Below are 18564 nucleotides of genomic sequence, written 5' to 3'. Positions count from 1 at the left end.
AAGTCCCGTCATCATTTCATAGACAGCGCAACATTCTGCGCTGCGTGCACGGCGGCCGTGTAGTTGTTGACCAGCAGATCCACCGAGGCGGCCGTCGCATCGAAGACCGGAGCCGGGTAAACGCCGAAGAAGATGGTCAGCGCGACCAGCGGGTAAAGGATCAGCTGTTCGCGCGGCGAAAGATCGAGCAGCGCCTTCAGCTTTTCCTTCTCCAGCGCGCCGAAGATCACCCGGCGATAAAGCCAGAGCGCGTAAGCGGCCGAGAGGATGACGCCGGTGGCGGCAAAGAGCGCTACCCAGGTATTGACCCGGAAGACGCCGATCAGTGTCAGGAATTCGCCGACGAAGCCCGACGTGCCGGGAAGCCCGACATTGGCCATGGTGAAGACCATCATCGCCACGGCGTATTTCGGCATGTTGTTGACGAGGCCGCCATAGGCGTTGATCTCGCGGGTGTGGGTACGGTCGTAAACGACGCCGACGCAGAGGAAGAGCGCGCCGGAGACGATGCCGTGCGAGAGCATCTGGAAGATCGACCCCTGAACGCCCTGCATGTTGGCGGCAAAGACGCCCATGGTCACGTAGCCCATGTGCGCCACGGAGGAATAGGCGATCAGCTTCTTGATATCGTCCTGCATCATCGCCACCAGAGAGGTGTAGATGATGGCAATGACGGACATGGCGAAGACGAGCGGCGCGAAATAATCGGACGCGACCGGGAACATGCCGAGCGAGAAACGGATGAGGCCGTAGCCCCCGAGCTTCAAGAGCACGCCGGCCAGGATCACCGAGCCTGCGGTCGGCGCCTGAACGTGGGCATCGGGAAGCCAGGTATGGACCGGCCACATCGGCATCTTCACCGCGAAGGAGGCGAAGAAGGCAAGCCATAACCAGGTCTGCAGCGCCGGCGGGAATTTGTAGGCGAGCAGCGCGGTGATGTCGGTCGTGCCGGCCTGCCAGTACATCGCCATGATGGCGAGCAGCATCAGCACCGAGCCGAGCAGCGTATAGAGGAAGAATTTGTAGCTCGCATAGACGCGGTCCTTGCCGCCCCAGACGCCGATGATCAGGAACATCGGAATGAGGCCCGCCTCGAAGAAGACGTAGAAGAGCACGATATCGAGCGAGACGAAGACGCCGATCATCATCGTTTCGAGGATGAGGAAGGCGATCATGTATTCCTTCAGGCGCTTCTCGATCGAGAGCCAGCTCGCCAGCACGCAGAAGGGCATGAGGAAGGTCGACAGGATGACGAACAGCATAGAGATGCCGTCGACGCCGACGTGGTAGCCGATGCCGGTGCCGAGCCAGTTATGCTTCTCGACCATCTGGAAGCCCGGATTGGCATTGTCGAAGCCGATCCAGATGAAGAGCGAGACGACGAAGGTGAAGACGGTGGTGATCAGCGAGATCCACAGCACGTTCTTCCGGCCGGTTTCGCTTTCGCCGTTCATCAGCAGCAGGAGCACCACGCCGACAAGCGGCAGGAAGGTGACCGTTGAAAGAATAGGCCAATCGGTCATCAGAAGGAACTCCCGAGCATCATCCAGGTAACGAGCGCCGCAATGCCGATCAGCATGGCGAAAGCGTAGTGATAGAGGTAACCGGTCTGCAGGCGAACGACCCGATCGGTGACGGCGACGACGCGGGCGGCGACGCCGTTCGGGCCGTAGGTGTCGATGACGCCGACATCACCCTTCTTCCACAGGAAGCGGCCGAGCGCCTTGGCGGAGCGGACGAAGAGGAAGTCGTAGAGTTCGTCGAAATACCACTTGTTCAACAGGAACTTGTAGAGCACGCGGTGCTGCTGCGCGAGGATGCGCGGCGTCTGCGGCGAGCGGATATACATGTACCAGGCGGTGACGAAACCAAGCACCATGGCGATGAACGGGCTCAAAGCCACGAGCGCCGGAACATGGTGGAACTCTTCGACCAGTTCGTTCTCGGCGCCGGTAAAGAGCGCACCCTTCCAGAATTCGGCATATTCCTCGCCATAGAACCGGCCTTCGAAGATCACGCCTGCAAGCACTGCGCCGATCGCGAGCAGATAGAGCGGCACAAGCATGACCTGCGGCGACTCGTGGACATGGTGCATCACCTCGTGCGAGGCGCGCAGCTTGCCGAAGAAGGTCATGAAGATCAGGCGCCAGGAATAAAAGCTGGTGAACAGAGCCGCGATGACGAGCAGCGCGAAGGCAAAGCCGGAGACGGGCGAATGCGAGGCATAGGTCGCCTCGATGATCACGTCCTTGGAGAAGAAGCCGGCAAAGCCGACCGGCGTGAAAGGAATGCCGACGCCGGTGATCGCCAGCGTGCCGATGATCATCAGCACGGCGGTAACTTTAATATGCGGCCACAGGCCGCCCATGTAGCGCATGTCCTGCTCGCCATCGACGGCATGGATGACCGAGCCGGCGCAGAGGAAGAGCAGCGCCTTGAAGAAGGCGTGGGTGAAGAGATGGAAGATCGCTGCGCCATAGGCCCCGGCTCCGAGCGCTACGAACATGTAGCCGAGCTGCGAGCAGGTGGAATAGGCGATGACGCGCTTGATGTCGTTCTGCACGAGAGCAACGGTTGCCGCGAAGAAGGCGGTGATCGCGCCGATCACGGTGACGACAACCAGCGCATCCGGCGACAGTTCGAAGAGCGGCGACATGCGGGCGACGAGGAAGACGCCGGCTGTGACCATGGTGGCGGCATGGATCAGGGCCGAGACCGGGGTCGGGCCTTCCATGGCGTCCGGCAGCCAGGTGTGCAGCAGGAACTGCGCCGACTTGCCCATCGCGCCCATGAAGAGCAGCAGGCAGACGCCGGTCAGCGCATGCGCCTTGTCGAGCTGCATGCCGAAGAGGTTGAGGATCACCTCGCCCGCGTCGCCGCCGCCTTCATGCGGGGCGAAGTTCGAGGCATTGGCGAAGATCGTGTCGAGGTTGATCGAGCCGAACAGTACGAAGACGCCGGCAATGCCGAGCACGAAGCCGAAGTCGCCGACGCGGTTGACGATGAAGGCCTTCATCGCCGCGGCCGTCGCCGACGGCTTCTTGAACCAGAAGCCGATCAGCAGATAGGAGGCGAGACCGACACCTTCCCAGCCGAAGAACATCTGGGCAAGGTTGTCAGCGGTCACCAGCATCAGCATGGCGAAGGTGAAGAGCGAGAGATAGGCGAAGAAGCGCGGACGATGCGGATCGGTATGCATGTAGCCGATCGAATAGACGTGCACGAGCGTCGAGACGGTGTTGACGACGATCAGCATGACTGACGTCAGTGTATCCACGCGCAGCGACCAGGAGACGTCGATGCCGCCGGACTGGATCCAGCGCAGCACCTCGACCTTGATCGGACCGCCTTCGGCATGGCCCATGCCGACGGTGAAGAAGACGACCCAGGACAGGATGGCGGCGATGATCATCAGGCCGCTGGTGACATATTCCGAAGCCTTGGCGCCGATCGCGCGGCCGAAAAGGCCGGCGACGATCGCACCGATCAAGGGAAGAAAGACGATAGCCTTATAGAGGAACATGAGCCACTCAGCCCTTCATCATATTGACGTCTTCGACCGCGATCGAGCCGCGGTTGCGGTAGAAGACAACGAGAATTGCAAGACCGATCGCCGCTTCGGCAGCCGCGACCGTCAGGATGAACAGCGCGAAGACCTGGCCGACGATGTCGTTCAGGAAGGAGGAGAAGGCGACCATGTTGATGTTGACGGCAAGCAGGATCAGCTCGATCGACATCAGGATGACGATGACGTTCTTCCGGTTCAGGAAGATTCCGAAGACGCCAAGCGTGAAGAGGATGGCGCTGACCGTCAGGTAGTGGGAAAGTCCGATGACCATGTTCTTTGTTCCTTGACCTGCCTTTAGACGCCCTGCCCGGGCTTGACCGAAACCACCTCGACGGCAGTGGCGGGCGTGCGGGCAACCTGCCTGGGAATATTCTGCCGCTTGATGTTGGTGCGGTGCCGCAACGTCAGCACGATCGCGCCGATCATGGCGACCAGGAGCACCAGACCGGCGATCTGGAAGAAATAGACGTAGTTGGTGTAGAGCACGTCGCCGAGGGCAGCGGTATTGGTGCGCTCGCTCAGCGCCGGGATCGGCATGGCGACTGATTTGGCGATCTCAGGCGAGATGACGCTGCCGCCGATGACGACGATCAGTTCGGCTGCGAGGATCACCCCGATCAGCCCGCCGATCGGCGCATATTCGAGAACGCCGGCCCTCAGTTCGGTGAAGTCGATATCGAGCATCATCACCACGAACAGGAAGAGGACGGCGACGGCGCCGACATAGACGACAAGCAGGATCATCGCCAGGAATTCGGCACCGAGCAGCAGGAAGAGGCCGGCCGCATTGAAGAACACCAGGATCAGGAAGAGAACCGAGTGAACCGGGTTCTTCGCCCAGATGACCATGAACGCCGACGCCACCGCGACAAAGGCGAAAAGATAGAAAAATAGAGCCTGCAGACCCATGTTGGTGCCTTTTTCATCTTCCCCCGGGCAGCCGGGAGTTTCCCTGCCCGATGAAGCTCTCCCTGGCGTTAACCGGAAAAGCTCCTGTGCATATTAACCGCAACAGGAGCAACTGCGCTCCATCGCGGCATTTCAAAATCTCAATCAGCGGTACGGCGAGTCGATCGCGATGTTGCGGGCGATTTCGCGCTCCCACCGGTCTCCGTTATCCAGAAGCCGCGCCTTGTCGAAATAGAGCTCTTCGCGGGTTTCCGTCGCAAATTCGAAATTCGGGCCTTCGACGATCGCGTCGACCGGGCAGGCTTCCTGGCAGAAGCCGCAATAGATGCACTTCACCATGTCGATGTCGTAGCGCACCGTACGGCGCGTGCCGTCATTGCGGCGCGGACCGGCCTCGATGGTGATCGCCTGGGCAGGACAGATCGCCTCGCAGAGCTTGCAGGCGATGCAGCGTTCCTCGCCGTTCGGATAACGGCGCAACGCATGCTCGCCGCGGAAACGCGGGGAGACCGGACCCTTTTCGAAGGGATAGTTGATCGTCGCCTTCTGGCGGAAGAAATAGCGCATCGACAGAAAGAACGCGCCGACGAATTCCTTGAGAAACAGCGAGCTGATGGAGCCGGACAAGCTTGCCATCTTCAACCTCCAATTTTGCCGAAAACGAGAGTGGGCACCATCATGCCCAACCCATCAGTTTCAGCACGAATGCAACGATGACGACCATGGCGAGCGACAGCGGCAGGAAGACCTTCCAGCCGAGGCGCATGAGCTGATCGTAGCGGTAGCGCGGAACGAAGGCCTTGACCATCGCGAACATGAAGAACACGAAGCAGGCCTTCAGCGTGAACCAGATGATGCCTGGGACCCAGTTGAGGATCCAGATATCGACCGGGGGCAGCCAGCCGCCGAGGAAGAGGATCGTCGTCAGCGCGCACATCAGGCAGACGGCCGCATATTCGCCGAGCATGAACATCATGTATGGCGAGGAGCCGTATTCGACCATGAAGCCGGCGACGAGTTCCGATTCGGCTTCAGGAAGGTCGAAGGGCGGACGGTTCGTCTCGGCGAGTGCCGAAATGAAGAAGATGATGAACATCGGGAACAGCGACAGCCAGTGCCAGTCGAGGAACGACGCCGGCAGGCCGAGCATGGTGCCGAGGCCGGTATGCTGCGCATTGACGATATCGGTCAGGTTCAGCGAGCCGACGCAGAGAAGCACGGTGACGATGACAAAGCCGATCGAGACTTCATAGGACACCATCTGTGCCGCCGAGCGCAGCGCGCCGAGGAACGGATACTTCGAGTTCGAAGCCCAGCCGCCCATGATGATGCCGTAAACCTCGAGCGAGGAGATCGCGAAAATATAGAGGATGCCGACATTGATGTTGGCGATCACCCATCCGTCGGCCAGCGGCACCACCGCCCAAGTGGACAGCGCCAGAAGCACCGTCACCAGCGGGGCAAGCAGGAATACCGCCTTGTTGGCGCCGGCTGGAATGATCGGCTCCTTGAAGACGAACTTCAAAAGATCGGCGAAGGACTGGAACAGGCCGAAGGGACCGACGACGTTCGGGCCGCGGCGCAGCTGCACGGCCGCCCAGATCTTGCGGTCGGCGAGCAACACGTAGGCGATGAAGACGAGCAGGCAGACGAGAAGCAGCAGCGACTGACCGATCATGATGATCGCCGGCCAGACATAGGTCGAAAAGAAAGAATCCATAGTCCCCTGCCCTTACTCTGCCGCGACTTTGAAGTTGTTGCGGGCCAATGCCGAGCACTCCGCCATGACAGCCGAGGCACGCGCTATCGGGTTCGTCAAATAGAAGTCTTTCACCGGCGACGCAAACCCGGATTTGTTCATCTTGCCGGCTTTTTTCGCAACTGCGGCAATTTGGGCGCTATCGGTTTCGGCGATCTCGTCGATGGCGGCGAAATGCGGGAAAGCGGCATAGAGCCGGACGCGCAATTCGCTGAGCGAATCGAAGGGAAGCTTCTTGCCGAGCACGTCGGAAAGGGCACGGATGATCGCCCAGTCCTCGCGGGCGTCACCCGGCGCAAAACCTGCGCGGTTGCCCATCTGGACGCGGCCTTCGGTGTTGACCCAGGTGCCGGACTTTTCGGTATAGGCTGCGGCCGGCAGGATGACGTCGGCATGGTGCGCGCCGTTATCGCCATGCGAGCCGATATAGACGGTGAGCTTGGCCTTCTTGGCGGCAAAGTCGAGTTCGTCGGCGCCGAGCAGGAAGAGCACGTCCATCGCGCTCAGCATCTCGGCGGCATTGACGCCCTTGGCGCCCGGCACGAAGCCGAGATCGAGGCCGCCGACGCGTGAGGCCGCGGTGTGGAGGACGGCAAAGCCGTTCCAGCCTTCGGCGACAGCGCCGACCGAGCCGGCAAGCTTGGCAGCACTGGCGAGAACGCCGGCGCCATCAGTGCGCGACAGCGCGCCCTGGCCGATGATGATCATCGGCTTGGAGGCATTCTTCAGCACGTCGGCGAAGGCATGGGTGCCGTCGACCAGATCCTTCAGCGTGTCGGGACCGCCACCGAGGTAATCATAGCTGTAGCGCAGTTCGCCCGGCTCGCCGATCACGCCGATCGGGAACTTGCCGCGGCGCCAGCGCTTGCGGATGCGAGCATTGAGGATAGCGGCCTCAAAGCGCGGATTGGCGCCGATGATCAGCAGCGCATCGGCCTGGTCGATGCCCGATATGGTCGGGTTGAAGAGGTAGCTTGCGCGGCCGAGCGACGGATCGAGTGCCGCTCCATCCTGGCGACAGTCGAGATTGACCGACCCCAGCGATTTCACCAGTTCGGAGAGCGCATACATTTCCTCGACGGAAGCGAGGTCGCCTGCTATCGCGCCGATTTTGTCGCCCGAGGTTGCGCCGACGGCGGCCTTGATGGCGCCAAAGGCTTCGGCCCAAGTGGCGGGCTGCAGGCGGCCGTCGCGGCGGACATAGGGCCGGTCGAGGCGCTGGGTCTTCAAGCCGTCCCAGATGAAGCGGCTCTTGTCGGAGATCCACTCCTCATTGATCGTCTCATTGACGCGCGGCAGGATGCGCATGACTTCGCGGCCACGGGTGTCGACGCGGATCGCCGAACCGACGGCGTCCATGACGTCGATCGATTCAGTCTTGTTCAATTCCCACGGGCGCGCGGTGAAGGCGAAGGGCTTGGAGGTGAGCGCGCCGACCGGGCAAAGGTCAACGACGTTGCCCTGCAGCTCGGAGGTCATCGCCTGCTCGAGATAGGTGGTGATCTCGGCATCCTCGCCGCGGCCGATCAGGCCGAGTTCGGAAATTCCGGCGACCTCGGTGGTGAAGCGGACGCAGCGCGTGCAGTGGATGCAGCGGTTCATCACCGTCTTGACGAGCGGGCCGATATACTTGTCCTCGACGGCGCGCTTGTCTTCCTGATAGCGCGAGGTGTCGATGCCGAAGGCCATCGCCTGGTCCTGCAGGTCGCATTCGCCGCCCTGGTCGCAGATCGGGCAATCGAGCGGATGGTTGATCAGCAGGAATTCCATCACACCTTCGCGGGCCTTCTTGACCATCGGGGTGTTGGTGAAGACCTCAGGCAGTTCGCCGTTCGGGCCGCCGCGGATATCGCGCACGCTCATGGCGCAGGAAGCCTGCGGCTTCGGCGGGCCGCCCTTCACCTCGACAAGGCACATGCGGCAATTGCCGGCAACCGACAGGCGCTCATGGAAGCAGAAGCGCGGAACCTCGGCACCGGCATCCTCGCACGCCTGCAATAGCGTGTAATGATCCGGAACTTCGATCTCGTTGCCGTCAATCTTCAGTTTTGCCATCGTCGCTCAGTCCTGTTTCCCGTTTGCCTGATGACGGCAAACAAACCTATTTTTGCAGCACTCTCATTGCCAAGCCGGATCTTTCGTCCTGCCGACATCTGATGTCGCCCAAATTCTCTGTCGCGCGTTCCAGACCCGGAACCCGCACCGGCATCGGCAGCTTGAGGTCCCCGCCCGTCCGCCGATCTGCCCATCCTTCCGGCCGATTGCACGGCCGGACAGTTCATTTCTTCCTGCGGCTCCGCCCTGCCAGAACTTTCGCCTGACCGGTCCAGTCGTCACGCCCGATGCGGCCGTTGAAGCCGAGCTCTGTGTCGAACCGGGCGATTTCCTCATCGGTCCAGGCGGCAATCTCGGCGAAGTTGCGAATGCCCTTGGCGTTCAGCACCTGCTCCAGCTTCGGGCCGATACCGGCGATCAGCTTCAGATCGTCGGCCTTTCTCGCCCGGGCAACCGGTTTTGCCTTCACGGCCGACTTCGGTTGGCTAGCCTTCGTTTGGCTGGCTGGCTTCGCTTGGCTGGCTGGGATCGGCTCGCTGACCGGCTTGACAACAGTCAGTGTCGGCCTTGCCTTCTTCTCGGCCGGCGGCTTGGTGAAAGCCCTGACATCCGGGCGAATATTCTCCGGCCGAATATCGACATCGGGCTTCAGTTCGTCCGGCGGCGTGTCATCGAGGGCGGCCGCGACCTTGCCGGTCGTTTCCAGGGCGCTCTGGAAGGCGCCGAAGAAGGCGCCCGCCATCTGGGTCGAGAAACCGAAGCCGATCGCCGTTGCTGCAGCAAAGGCTGCAGCGGGATGCGCCATCAGCGGATGTACCGGCATCGCGCGTGCATTTTTCAGCATCTCGGCGGCAAGACGGCCGAAACCCGCCGCGAAATCGGCGGCTTCTTCCTTTTTCCCAACCTTGGATGCATTGTCCGCCATGATTATTCAGCCGCCTCCAGAACCGCACCGTGATCAAGCGCGCTCGCCGTATACTGGTCGATGCGCTTTTCGATCTCCGGACGGAAGTTACGGATCAGACCCTGCACCGGCCATGCGGCGGCATCGCCGAGCGCACAGATGGTATGACCTTCGATCTGCTTGGTTACCTGGAACAGCATGTCGATTTCGCGCTTCTGGGCATTGCCCTTGGCCATGCGCTCCATCACCCGCCACATCCAGCCCGTGCCTTCGCGGCAGGGCGTGCACTGGCCGCAGCTCTCATGCTTGAAGAAGGCGGAGATGCGGGCGATCGCCTTGATGACGTCGGTGGACTTGTCCATGACGATCGCGGCGGCCGTGCCGAAGGAAGAGCCGACGCCGCGCAGGCCGTCGAAATCCATCGGGCAATCGATGATGTCCTTGGCCGGAACGATCGGGCAAGATGCTCCGCCTGGAATGACGGCAAGCAGGTTGTCCCAGCCACCGCGGATGCCGCCGGCATGGCGATCGACCAGTTCGCGGAAGGTGATGCCCATTTCCTCTTCGACGGTGCACGGCTTGTTGACGTGGCCGGAGAGCATGAACAGCTTGGTGCCGACATTGTTGGCACGGCCGATAGCCGAGAACCAGCCGGCGCCGCGGCGCAGGATTGTCGGCGCGACAGCGATCGATTCGACGTTGTTGACCGTCGTCGGGCAGCCGTAGAGGCCCATATTGGCAGGAAACGGCGGCTTCAGACGCGGCTGGCCCTTCTTGCCTTCGAGGCTTTCGAGCAGTGCGGTTTCCTCGCCGCAGATATAGGCGCCGGCGCCGTGATGGACGAAGATGTCCATGTCCCAGCCGAGCTTGTTGTTCTTGCCGAGCAGGCCATAGTCATAGCACTCGTCGATCGCCGCCTGCAGCGCCTCACGCTCGCGGATATATTCGCCGCGCACGTAGATGTAGGCCGCATTGGCGCCCATCGCGAAGCTCGCGATGACGCAGCCTTCGATCAGCGTATGCGGATCGTGGCGCATGATGTCGCGGTCCTTGCAGGTGCCGGGCTCCGATTCATCGGCGTTGACGACGAGGTAATGTGGGCGGCCGTCGCTTTCCTTCGGCATGAAGGACCATTTGAGGCCCGTGGGGAAACCGGCGCCGCCGCGACCGCGAAGGCCTGACGCCTTCATCTCGTTGATGATCCAGTCGCGGCCCTTTTCGAGGATCTGCTTGGTGCCGTCCCAGTGGCCGCGGCTCATCGCGCCCTTCAGGGATTTGTCCTTGAGGCCGTAGATGTTGGTAAAGATGCGGTCTTTATCTTGTAACATGCTTCACCTCTTACCGCGGCTTCTTGCCGAAGACCTTGATATATTCCGCTTCCCCGCCCTTGGCGAGCGCCTTGGCCTGCTTGACCCAGTCATCGCGCTCGATGCGGCCGCGGAAATTCAGATAGCCGTCGACCCATTCGCGTTCGGCCTTCTTCCAGCCTGCGACTTGCGCGAAGGTGAAGATGCCGATTTCGTTCAACGTCGCCTCGATCTTCGGGCCGACACCCGAGATCATCTTCAGATCGTCCGGGGCGGCGGGCTTTTCGATGCCGGCCGGACGGTTCTTGTCGATCAGCGCAGGCTTTACCGTCGGAGCGGCTTCGGCCTTGACGGCAGTCTTCGGCGCCGGTTCGGCAGCCGCAGTGCCTGATATCGGCTGCTGCTCGGCAGCCTTGGCGTTTTTCGCAGCCGCCTTCGGCGCCGTTGCCGGCGACTTCAGGGCAGGATTGGTCTCGGCATCGGTGCTCTTCGGGCGGGCGGCCTCGGAAGGCGGAACCGGAGCGGCGTCGACCGAAGCCGACACGGTTTCGGCATCGGCTTTCTTGGCGCGCGTCCTTGCCTTCGGCTCTTCGGTCGTCAGCGAGGTCGGGCCGCCTTCAGGCGCCGAAAACACCCGGTCGATCTGGGTGCCGGGCTTGATGCTGGCGCCGTTGCCGGCGGCAAAGACATCGATGATCTCTTCGAGACGCTCGGGCGTCAGGTCCTCATAGGTGTCCTTGCCGATCATCACCATCGGCGCATTGACGCAGGCCCCGAGACATTCGACCTCTTCCCAGGACAACGTGCCTTCGGCATTGCGCTCGAAGGCATGAGCATGGATCTTGCTCTTGCAGACCGACATCAGCGCTTCCGAGCCGCGTAGCATGCAGGGCGTCGTGCCGCAGACCTGCACATGGGCACGCGTTCCCACAGGATGCAGCTGGAACTGCGTATAGAAGGTCGCGACCTCGAGCACGCGGATATAGGCCATGTCCAGCATGTCGGCGATCTTTTCGATCGCCGCGCGCGTGACCCAGCCGTCCTGCTCCTGCGCCCGCATCAACAGCGGGATGACCGCCGATTGCTGGCGGCCGGCGGGGTATTTCTGGATCGTCTTGTCCGCCCAGACCGCATTCTCATCGCTGAAGGCGAATGCGGCAGGCTGGAATTGATCTTCGGCTAATCGACGAACGGACATTCTTCCTCACGCCTTGTCAGTTTAGGGTTCCACACCGCGAAGCGGTCAAAGACTGCATTTCGCAGGCATAGGCCGACTGGTCTTTTTGCATAAACACTACGAATTTGCTGCCGTTCGGAATGGCAGCCTTGATCTGATAGCCCTTGGACAAAAGCTCGCCCATGGACGATTGCTGCGCCGGCGGCGTATCTTCCTTATGGCCCAGCGGCGTGCCGAGGCTATCGGACTCCTGAGCCGAAACCCCGGATGCCGAAAGAAGGATTGCGACGGCCAGCGGCAGAAGCTGCATCAGCGATCCACCTCGCCGAAGACGATGTCGAGCGAGCCGAGAACGGCCGCGACGTCGGCAAGCTGGTGGCCGCGGCACATGAAGTCCATCGCCTGCAAATGGGCGTAACCCGGGGCGCGGATCTTGCAGCGGTAGGGCTTGTTGCTGCCGTCGGAGACCAGATAGACGCCGAACTCGCCCTTCGGCGCCTCGACGGCGGTATAAACCTCGCCGGCCGGCACGTGGTAGCCTTCGGTATAGAGCTTGAAGTGGTGGATTAGCGCTTCCATCGAGCGCTTCATCTCGCCACGCTTCGGCGGCACGACCTTGCCGTCGATCGACGAGAAGGGACCGGTCTTGGCATCCGAGAGCAGGCGGTTGACGCATTGCTTCATGATGCGGACCGATTCTCGCATCTCTATCATGCGGATCAGATAGCGGTCGTAGTTGTCGCCATTCTTGCCGATCGGGATGTCGAATTCGAGATCGGAATAACATTCATAGGGCTGGGCGCGACGCAGATCCCAGGCCGCACCCGAACCGCGCACCATGACGCCGGAGAAGCCCCAGGCCCAGCATTCCTCCAGCGAGACCACGCCGATATCGACGTTGCGCTGCTTGAAGATGCGGTTGCCGGTCAACAGGCTGTCGATGTCGTCGAGCGCCTTCAGGAACGGGTCGCACCAGGCGCCGATATCCTGCACGAGCTGTTCCGGCAGATCCTGATGGACGCCACCCGGACGGAAATAGGCGGCGTGCATGCGTGAGCCGCTGGCGCGCTCGTAGAACACCATCAGCTTTTCACGCTCTTCGAAGCCCCAGAGCGGCGGCGTCAGCGCGCCGACGTCCATGGCCTGCGTCGTGACGTTCAGAAGGTGCGAGAGGATGCGGCCGATTTCCGAATAGAGAACGCGGATCAGCTGGCCGCGAATCGGGATCTCGATGCCGAGCAGCTTTTCGACGGCCATCGCAAAGGCATGTTCCTGGTTCATCGGCGCGACGTAGTCGAGACGATCGAAATAGGGCACGGCCTGAAGATAGGTCTTTGTCTCGATCAGCTTCTCGGTGCCGCGATGCAAAAGGCCGATATGCGGATCGACACGCTCCACAATTTCGCCGTCAAGCTCCAGGACAAGACGAAGAACGCCATGCGCCGCCGGATGCTGCGGTCCGAAGTTGATGTTGAAGTTGCGGACGTTATGTTCTGTCATGGCGATGAGCTCGCTTAGAGTGAGTAGTGGCTAGTGAGTAGTGATTAGTTTTCAACCGTTCACTATTCATCAGCTTTCCGGTGCTGAACGCTTCGAATAAGCGATCCCAGCATCTTTCCAATTTCGTCGCATCGGTCGAGCAATTCGTCCAACGCCGAGGCTTGAAGAAAGCCAATTCGTCCGGCGATGATCAAATGCGTCTCCAATTCTTTCAACGAGCCCTGAGCGATCTTGAGAAATTGGGCGAACGAACCTCGATTTTCTCTTCCATATCCCTCCGCGATATTCGCGGCCACGGAAGCAGAAGATCGTCTAATCTGGCTGGTCAACCCATAAATCTCTTCCCGCGGGAAGGTTCTCGTCACCTCATAACAAACAACAGACAGCTCGATAGCAAATTGTCAGACTTTCAAGTCACGGTAGGAAGTGATTTTCCCGTTCGTTACCCAGATATCTGCCCGCTACTCACTACTCACTGCTTCGCCTTTTCATCACCGGGGAGAACATATTCAGTCCCCTCCCAGGGCGACATAAAGTCGAAGTTGCGGAATTCCTGCTTCAGCTCGACCGGCTCGTAGACGACTCGCTTTGCCGCGTCGTCGTAGCGAACCTCGACGAAACCGGTGGTCGGGAAATCCTTGCGCAGCGGATGGCCTTCGAAGCCGTAGTCGGTCAGGATGCGGCGCAGGTCCGGATGGCCGGTGAAGAGCACGCCGTACATGTCCCAGGTCTCGCGCTCGAACCAGTCGGCGCCCGGATAGACGGGGCAGGCCGACGGAACCGGCGTATCCTCGTCGGTCGCGACCTTGACGCGGATGCGCAGGTTCTTCTTCGGCGACAGCAGGTGGTAGACGACGTCGAAACGCAGCTCGCGCTGCGGCCAGTCGACGCCGCAAATATCGATCAGATTGATGAAACCGCATTTGGCGTCGTCGCGCAGGAAGGTCAGAAGCGCGACCACGTTTTCACCCGTCGTCGTCAGCGTCAGCTCGCCATACTTCATCTGCGATGCGGCGATCAGATTGCCGCGCGCTTCGCCAAGGTAGGACGCAAGCTCAGTCAGGGCTTCACTCATATGCCTTGTCCTTAACCCTTAGCGTTCGATCGTGCCGGTACGCCGGATCTTCTTCTGCAGCAGAAGCACGCCGTAAAGCAGCGCCTCTGCCGTGGGAGGACAGCCCGGCACGTAGATGTCGATCGGCACGATGCGGTCGCAACCGCGCACCACCGAATAGGAATAGTGATAATAGCCGCCGCCGTTGGCGCAGGAGCCCATCGAGATGACATAACGCGGCTCGGGCATCTGGTCGTAGACCTTGCGCAGCGCCGGCGCCATCTTGTTGGTCAGCGTGCCGGCGACGATCATCACGTCGGACTGGCGCGGCGAAGCGCGCGGCGCAAAACCGAAGCGCTCGACGTCGTAACGCGGCATGGACAGCTGCATCATTTCGACGGCGCAACAGGCAAGACCGAAGGTCATCCACATCAGCGAGCCGGTACGGGCCCAATTGATCAGCTCGTCGGTCGAGGTGACGAGAAAACCCTTGTCGGCAAGCTCGTTGTTGATCTCACCGAAAAATGGGTCGTTGCTGCCGATCGGCTTGCCGGTCGAGGGATCGATGATCCCCTTCGGCTGCTCTGCGACGAGCGGCTGATTGCTCACAGGGGCTACTCCCATTCCAGGGCTCCCTTCTTCCATTCATAGATAAAGCCGATGGTCAGCACGAGAAGGAAGACCATCATGGACCAGAAGCCGAACCAGCCGATGGCGCCGAAAGACACGGCCCAGGGAAAGAGGAAGGCGACTTCGAGGTCGAAGATGATGAAGAGAATCGACACGAGATAGAAGCGGATGTCGAACTTCATGCGGGCGTCGTCGAAAGCGTTGAAGCCGCATTCGTAAGCCGAGAGCTTTTCCGAATCAGGCGCTTTGAAAGCCACGGCGAACGGCGCAATGAGCAGCGCCAGGCCGATAACGAGCGCAATAGCAATGAAGATAGCGATCGGAATATAAGAACTGAGCAGTTCAGTCATCATGTTCATCCCTGCTTGCCGGAGACGCCAGGGGGCGCATTTGGGCAAATGCCCGGCAAGCGAACGTGCGTTGCAACAAGCCGTGGTTAGCGCAGCCGAAGCCCCGGCGCAAGACTTTTACAGAGGCAATTCGACGCGTGTCGCGCGGACATTATCAAGCAGATGCAACGATGTCGCGACAAATCCGTGCAAGCCGTTTGAACCTGCATGCCTGACCATCGGAAACTGCATGGCTTTCGGAAGAAATGGCGCGAGTGACGGGGCTCGAACCCGCGACCTCCGGCGTGACAGGCCGGCACTCTAACCGACTGAGCTACACCCGCGCATTGATCGGCCACTTTGCGGCCGCGAGGATGAAGAGAACCGGACAAACGACAAATCGCATTTGCGTTTTACAAAACTTGAAATGGCGCGAGTGACGGGGCTCGAACCCGCGACCTCCGGCGTGACAGGCCGGCACTCTAACCAACTGAGCTACACCCGCAATTCATTTCAAGCAGTCCGGATGCCTTCGCACCCTCTCCAAAACGGCTGCCCGTTTCGATGAGCGGCTAACTACGGGGTTCGCCTTTTAGTGTCAAGCAGGTTTGGAGACAAAACCATGACAGTTCGTGAATTGTTTCGGCGGCTTGGGCGCCGGACGAACAAAAGCCGGCACTTCCGTCTTCCGCAGCGATGCTCAGGCGCAAACGCAGCGCCTTCGAAACGGGCATGCTCGCCGCCCTCGCCTCACTTTTCCACAGCCGAGCCGAGCCTAAGCGGCACTGCAAGACACGGGACCACCACCAAAAAAATCAAAAAATCTTCACAAACACTCTTGCGGTTTTGCCGCGATCCGCATAGATCACGGCCACCAACGCGGCAGGCCGATCCGGCTTCGTTTGCGATGGGCGATTAGCTCAGTTGGTAGAGCGCCTCGTTTACACCGAGGATGTCGGCGGTTCGAGTCCGTCATCGCCCACCATTACCAAACTTTCTCGCAACTTGTTCATCAGAGTTAGGGTCCCGAATTAGCTCGCTAATCCGGTCACGATCTGCGCAAGGTGTTTTGTCAGGAGACACCTCATGAAAACCGTTGCCATCATCTCTACGCTGCTTCTCGCCAGCGTGGCTGCGCCGCCGTGCATTGCCAGAGAGCCAGCGCAAGAGGTTTTCCTGTCTGCCGCGGATCAGACCATGACGACCTCGGGAGAAACCCCAGCGCGTGAAGCCAGCACCTATCTCCTGAGAATGCCGTCCGATCTGCCGATTAATTTTTCGGTCGATGCCGACAATTCAGCCTGCAGCCTGGAAATCAAGAAAACCAGCCAGCGCGGCGTCTTCAGCACAATCAACCGATTTCCGGCGTCCTTTAAAGACCGCGGTCAAACTGGCGATGAATATACGTTTTCGTTTTTCCAAAATCGCGTTTCATTTATGAGCGGCGCCCGATGCGCCTTCTCATTTTCTCTGACGCAGATGTGACGGCCTGATCGGGGCAATGGGTATGCCTCGCCGTCTGGCGGGGCCTATCGCTTGTCATTTCATCCCTTCGCCAGTTCTCTCTCCACCGCCGAAACCAGCCGCGAATCATCCGCCGTCACGTCAGGCGCAAAGCGGGCGGCGACTTTGCCGTCGCGGCCGATCAGGAATTTTTCGAAGTTCCAGAGGATGTCGTCCTCATCGCCTGTCATGCCGTGGGATTTCAGGCGTTCGCGCATCGGGCCGTCGCCCGTCGTCTTCACACCCGACTTGGTCAATTGCCGGTAAAGCGGATGCTGCGCCTCGCCCTTGACCGAGATTTTCGAGAAGATCGGGAAGGTGACGTCATAGGTGCTGGTGCAGAAGTCGAGGATTTCGGCGTCGGTGCCGGGCTCCTGGCCCTTGAAGTCGTTGGCGGGAAAAGCGGCGATGACAAAGCCGCGTTCACGCTTTTCGCCATAGAGCTTTTCCAGCCCCTCATATTGCGGCGTGAGCCCGCATTTCGAGGCGACATTGACGACCAGGAGCACCCTGCCCTTGTATTCGTTGAGCGTGGTCTCGCGACCATCCACGGTCTTGACCGGGATATCCAGCACATTGCCCGTCACGGGAACCTCCAATTTCGTAAGAATATGTTTCGCCCGAGCTTAGCGATATCGCCGCCGTTGTCATCAGCGTCGGGATCAACTTGGCTTCCACAGGACGCCGGTGCGGCTTCCGGCCGCACCGGGCCTCAGCACCTCAGGCGGGAGACGTTTCCTTCACGTCGTCGAGCAGGAAGTGCACGACGAGATAATCCGTCTTGTAACGGCGGCCACTGTCCGACACGGAATCGACGCTGCCGCCGTCCTTCGGGTGCCACGCGTGGTAATGGGGATTGGTGGTGATCAGCGTGATGGCCTTGCCATCTCTTTCGCCAAGCCGGAAGCGCATCTCGGCGAGCGGCCAGATCCGCTCGTAATCCTGCATGGTGATTCGCGCCTTCAGCGCCTTGCGCTGCAGCGGCGCTTCGCCGGCCTCGGCTGGTGTTTCCAACATCACCTCCTCAGCTCCGCTGATGATGGCGTTGAATTCTTCAGGCCACATGCGTCTCATGAAATCGCTCCTCCCGAGGCTTTTTCGTCAGTTCACAGATGGAACTTAGCGGTTTGTTCGAAAGAAGCAAATTCCTGTCATGCGGTTGTCATCGGTGCCGGCTGCTCCTACCTTCCCGTCAAACCGCATCAGGGCCGTCAGTCGCCCGCAATCCCGAGATCACAGATGAAGACACGTGAAGATAGGCAGGCGCTCCGGGCGAGCATGCCGCGCACTCCGCTCAGCGCCCATCATATGGAAAACGCCCGGCTGCTGCCGGATCGCGGCGAATTGCTTTATCGGATCCCGAACGGCGGCATCGGCGTCGAGGTCGGGGCAGCCTTCGGCGAATATACGGCGGAGATCCTGGAAAAGAACCGACCGGCGCAGCTCTACCTCATCGATCCCTGGTCGATGGATCGCTACAGCTCCGGGCTCGACTCGATCCACACGAATTTCGCCGCCGAGATCGAAGCCGGCCGGCTGCACCTGATGCAGGGCACATCGCTCGACAAGCTTGCCGAATTCGAGGACGATTTCCTCGACTGGGCCTATATCGATACCGATCATTCCTTCGAGCTCACCTGGCAGGAACTCCTGCTCTGCGAAAAGAAGGTGAAGCGGACGGGGCGCATTGCCGGGCACGATTTCTGCACCGGCAATACGGTCAAGCCGATCGTCTATGGTGTCGTCGAGGCGGTTACCAAATTCTGCAAGGACTATGGCTGGCAATTCGAGTTCCTGACGGTCGAATCGCACGCGCATTTTTCCTATTGCCTGAAGCGGCTCTGATCAGTCTAAAGCGCGGCGCGATCT

General features: G+C 60.5%; 20 protein-coding genes and 3 tRNA genes. 3 read left to right on the top strand and 20 right to left on the bottom strand.

Going from position 1 to position 18564, the window contains the following annotated elements; all coding sequences use genetic code 11:
* Positions 1–11: 11 nt before the first annotated feature.
* The 18 genes from B5P46_RS11585 to B5P46_RS11500 form a co-directional block, all read right to left on the bottom strand.
* Positions 12–1523 carry an NADH-quinone oxidoreductase subunit M gene (locus B5P46_RS11585; protein ID WP_129418752.1) on the bottom strand — a complete coding sequence of 504 codons (1512 nt, stop codon included), beginning with the start codon at positions 1521–1523 and terminating at the stop codon, positions 12–14.
* Positions 1523–3523, bottom strand: coding sequence for an NADH-quinone oxidoreductase subunit L (gene nuoL, locus B5P46_RS11580; protein WP_129418751.1), 2001 nt, complete (start codon positions 3521–3523; stop codon positions 1523–1525). The genes B5P46_RS11585 and nuoL overlap by 1 nt, the downstream gene beginning before the upstream one ends.
* Before the next feature lie 7 nt (positions 3524–3530).
* Entirely contained in the window at positions 3531–3839 is a 309-nt protein-coding gene (gene nuoK, locus B5P46_RS11575; RefSeq protein ID WP_003547388.1) for an NADH-quinone oxidoreductase subunit NuoK, read from the bottom strand.
* Positions 3840–3862: 23 nt separating this feature from the next.
* Positions 3863–4477 (bottom strand): NADH-quinone oxidoreductase subunit J, encoded by a 615-nt coding sequence (locus tag B5P46_RS11570; RefSeq protein ID WP_003547387.1) that lies wholly within the window; start codon positions 4475–4477, stop codon positions 3863–3865.
* Between the two features lie 144 nt (positions 4478–4621).
* On the bottom strand, positions 4622–5113 hold the full coding sequence (nuoI, locus tag B5P46_RS11565) for an NADH-quinone oxidoreductase subunit NuoI (protein ID WP_003547385.1): 492 nt from the start codon (positions 5111–5113) through the stop codon (positions 4622–4624).
* Between the two features lie 40 nt (positions 5114–5153).
* Positions 5154–6197, bottom strand: coding sequence for an NADH-quinone oxidoreductase subunit NuoH (nuoH, locus tag B5P46_RS11560; RefSeq protein WP_003547383.1), 1044 nt, complete (start codon positions 6195–6197; stop codon positions 5154–5156).
* Positions 6198–6209: 12 nt separating this feature from the next.
* The gene (nuoG, locus tag B5P46_RS11555) at positions 6210–8291 is read right to left on the bottom strand and encodes an NADH-quinone oxidoreductase subunit NuoG (protein WP_129418750.1); all 2082 of its coding nucleotides are present in this window, start codon (positions 8289–8291) and stop codon (positions 6210–6212) included.
* 223 nt (positions 8292–8514) lie between these two features.
* A complete protein-coding gene (locus B5P46_RS11550) occupies positions 8515–9216 on the bottom strand; it encodes a 5' DNA nuclease (RefSeq protein ID WP_129418749.1) in 702 nt (233 codons plus the stop codon).
* A gap of 2 nt (positions 9217–9218) precedes the next feature.
* Positions 9219–10523, bottom strand: a complete 1305-nt coding sequence (gene nuoF, locus B5P46_RS11545; RefSeq protein WP_129418748.1) for an NADH-quinone oxidoreductase subunit NuoF — start codon at positions 10521–10523, stop codon at positions 9219–9221.
* 10 nt (positions 10524–10533) lie between these two features.
* Positions 10534–11700 carry an NADH-quinone oxidoreductase subunit E gene (locus B5P46_RS11540; RefSeq protein WP_129418747.1) on the bottom strand — a complete coding sequence of 389 codons (1167 nt, stop codon included), beginning with the start codon at positions 11698–11700 and terminating at the stop codon, positions 10534–10536.
* Between the two features lie 16 nt (positions 11701–11716).
* The gene (locus tag B5P46_RS11535; RefSeq protein ID WP_129418746.1) at positions 11717–11989 is read right to left on the bottom strand and encodes a hypothetical protein; all 273 of its coding nucleotides are present in this window, start codon (positions 11987–11989) and stop codon (positions 11717–11719) included.
* Positions 11989–13179 (bottom strand): NADH-quinone oxidoreductase subunit D, encoded by a 1191-nt coding sequence (locus B5P46_RS11530; protein WP_129418745.1) that lies wholly within the window; start codon positions 13177–13179, stop codon positions 11989–11991. The genes B5P46_RS11535 and B5P46_RS11530 overlap by 1 nt, the downstream gene beginning before the upstream one ends.
* A gap of 62 nt (positions 13180–13241) precedes the next feature.
* Entirely contained in the window at positions 13242–13565 is a 324-nt protein-coding gene (locus B5P46_RS11525) for a four helix bundle protein (RefSeq protein ID WP_281022782.1), read from the bottom strand.
* Positions 13566–13651: 86 nt separating this feature from the next.
* A complete protein-coding gene (locus B5P46_RS11520; protein WP_129418744.1) occupies positions 13652–14254 on the bottom strand; it encodes an NADH-quinone oxidoreductase subunit C in 603 nt (200 codons plus the stop codon).
* Between the two features lie 18 nt (positions 14255–14272).
* Positions 14273–14857: a NuoB/complex I 20 kDa subunit family protein gene (locus B5P46_RS11515; protein WP_064245931.1), complete on the bottom strand. Its 585-nt coding sequence runs from the start codon at positions 14855–14857 to the stop codon at positions 14273–14275.
* Positions 14848–15213: an NADH-quinone oxidoreductase subunit A gene (locus tag B5P46_RS11510; RefSeq protein WP_010055493.1), complete on the bottom strand. Its 366-nt coding sequence runs from the start codon at positions 15211–15213 to the stop codon at positions 14848–14850. Before B5P46_RS11510 ends, B5P46_RS11515 begins: the two co-directional genes overlap by 10 nt.
* Positions 15214–15459: 246 nt before the next feature.
* A tRNA-Asp gene (locus B5P46_RS11505) sits at positions 15460–15536 on the bottom strand.
* An 84-nt stretch (positions 15537–15620) separates the two neighbouring features.
* Positions 15621–15697, bottom strand: a tRNA-Asp gene (locus tag B5P46_RS11500).
* A 404-nt stretch (positions 15698–16101) separates the two neighbouring features.
* Between B5P46_RS11500 and B5P46_RS11495 the strand changes: the two genes are divergently transcribed.
* A tRNA-Val gene (locus B5P46_RS11495) sits at positions 16102–16177 on the top strand.
* Positions 16178–16278: 101 nt separating this feature from the next.
* On the top strand, positions 16279–16677 hold the full coding sequence (locus tag B5P46_RS11490; protein ID WP_129418743.1) for a hypothetical protein: 399 nt from the start codon (positions 16279–16281) through the stop codon (positions 16675–16677).
* 59 nt (positions 16678–16736) lie between these two features.
* Here the strand turns inward: B5P46_RS11490 and B5P46_RS11485 are convergent, their stop codons facing one another.
* Together B5P46_RS11485 and B5P46_RS11480 are read right to left on the bottom strand one after the other, a co-directional pair.
* Positions 16737–17282, bottom strand: a complete 546-nt coding sequence (locus B5P46_RS11485) for a glutathione peroxidase (protein WP_129418742.1) — start codon at positions 17280–17282, stop codon at positions 16737–16739.
* Positions 17283–17415: 133 nt separating this feature from the next.
* Positions 17416–17769 (bottom strand): hypothetical protein, encoded by a 354-nt coding sequence (locus B5P46_RS11480; RefSeq protein WP_129418741.1) that lies wholly within the window; start codon positions 17767–17769, stop codon positions 17416–17418.
* Between the two features lie 165 nt (positions 17770–17934).
* Between B5P46_RS11480 and B5P46_RS11475 the strand changes: the two genes are divergently transcribed.
* The gene (locus B5P46_RS11475) at positions 17935–18540 is read left to right on the top strand and encodes a class I SAM-dependent methyltransferase (protein WP_112902545.1); all 606 of its coding nucleotides are present in this window, start codon (positions 17935–17937) and stop codon (positions 18538–18540) included.
* The last annotated feature ends 24 nt before the right edge of the window (positions 18541–18564 follow it).

It is taken from the genome of Rhizobium leguminosarum (assembly GCF_004123835.1).
Classification (GTDB): domain Bacteria; phylum Pseudomonadota; class Alphaproteobacteria; order Rhizobiales; family Rhizobiaceae; genus Rhizobium; species Rhizobium leguminosarum_M.
This window is presented reverse-complemented; position numbering and strand designations above follow the sequence as displayed.

Coding starts and splice junctions, on each gene's coding strand:
- B5P46_RS11585 (WP_129418752.1), bottom strand. CDS start 1,523: ATGACCGATTGGCCTATTCTTTCAACGGTCACCTTCCTGCCGCTTGTC.
- nuoL (WP_129418751.1), bottom strand. CDS start 3,523: ATGTTCCTCTATAAGGCTATCGTCTTTCTTCCCTTGATCGGTGCGATC.
- nuoK (WP_003547388.1), bottom strand. CDS start 3,839: ATGGTCATCGGACTTTCCCACTACCTGACGGTCAGCGCCATCCTCTTC.
- B5P46_RS11570 (WP_003547387.1), bottom strand. CDS start 4,477: ATGGGTCTGCAGGCTCTATTTTTCTATCTTTTCGCCTTTGTCGCGGTG.
- nuoI (WP_003547385.1), bottom strand. CDS start 5,113: ATGGCAAGCTTGTCCGGCTCCATCAGCTCGCTGTTTCTCAAGGAATTC.
- nuoH (WP_003547383.1), bottom strand. CDS start 6,197: ATGGATTCTTTCTTTTCGACCTATGTCTGGCCGGCGATCATCATGATC.
- nuoG (WP_129418750.1), bottom strand. CDS start 8,291: ATGGCAAAACTGAAGATTGACGGCAACGAGATCGAAGTTCCGGATCAT.
- B5P46_RS11550 (WP_129418749.1), bottom strand. CDS start 9,216: ATGGCGGACAATGCATCCAAGGTTGGGAAAAAGGAAGAAGCCGCCGAT.
- nuoF (WP_129418748.1), bottom strand. CDS start 10,523: ATGTTACAAGATAAAGACCGCATCTTTACCAACATCTACGGCCTCAAG.
- B5P46_RS11540 (WP_129418747.1), bottom strand. CDS start 11,700: ATGTCCGTTCGTCGATTAGCCGAAGATCAATTCCAGCCTGCCGCATTC.
- B5P46_RS11535 (WP_129418746.1), bottom strand. CDS start 11,989: ATGCAGCTTCTGCCGCTGGCCGTCGCAATCCTTCTTTCGGCATCCGGG.
- B5P46_RS11530 (WP_129418745.1), bottom strand. CDS start 13,179: ATGACAGAACATAACGTCCGCAACTTCAACATCAACTTCGGACCGCAG.
- B5P46_RS11520 (WP_129418744.1), bottom strand. CDS start 14,254: ATGAGTGAAGCCCTGACTGAGCTTGCGTCCTACCTTGGCGAAGCGCGC.
- B5P46_RS11515 (WP_064245931.1), bottom strand. CDS start 14,857: ATGGGAGTAGCCCCTGTGAGCAATCAGCCGCTCGTCGCAGAGCAGCCG.
- B5P46_RS11510 (WP_010055493.1), bottom strand. CDS start 15,213: ATGACTGAACTGCTCAGTTCTTATATTCCGATCGCTATCTTCATTGCT.
- B5P46_RS11490 (WP_129418743.1), top strand. CDS start 16,279: ATGAAAACCGTTGCCATCATCTCTACGCTGCTTCTCGCCAGCGTGGCT.
- B5P46_RS11480 (WP_129418741.1), bottom strand. CDS start 17,769: ATGAGACGCATGTGGCCTGAAGAATTCAACGCCATCATCAGCGGAGCT.
- B5P46_RS11475 (WP_112902545.1), top strand. CDS start 17,935: ATGAAGACACGTGAAGATAGGCAGGCGCTCCGGGCGAGCATGCCGCGC.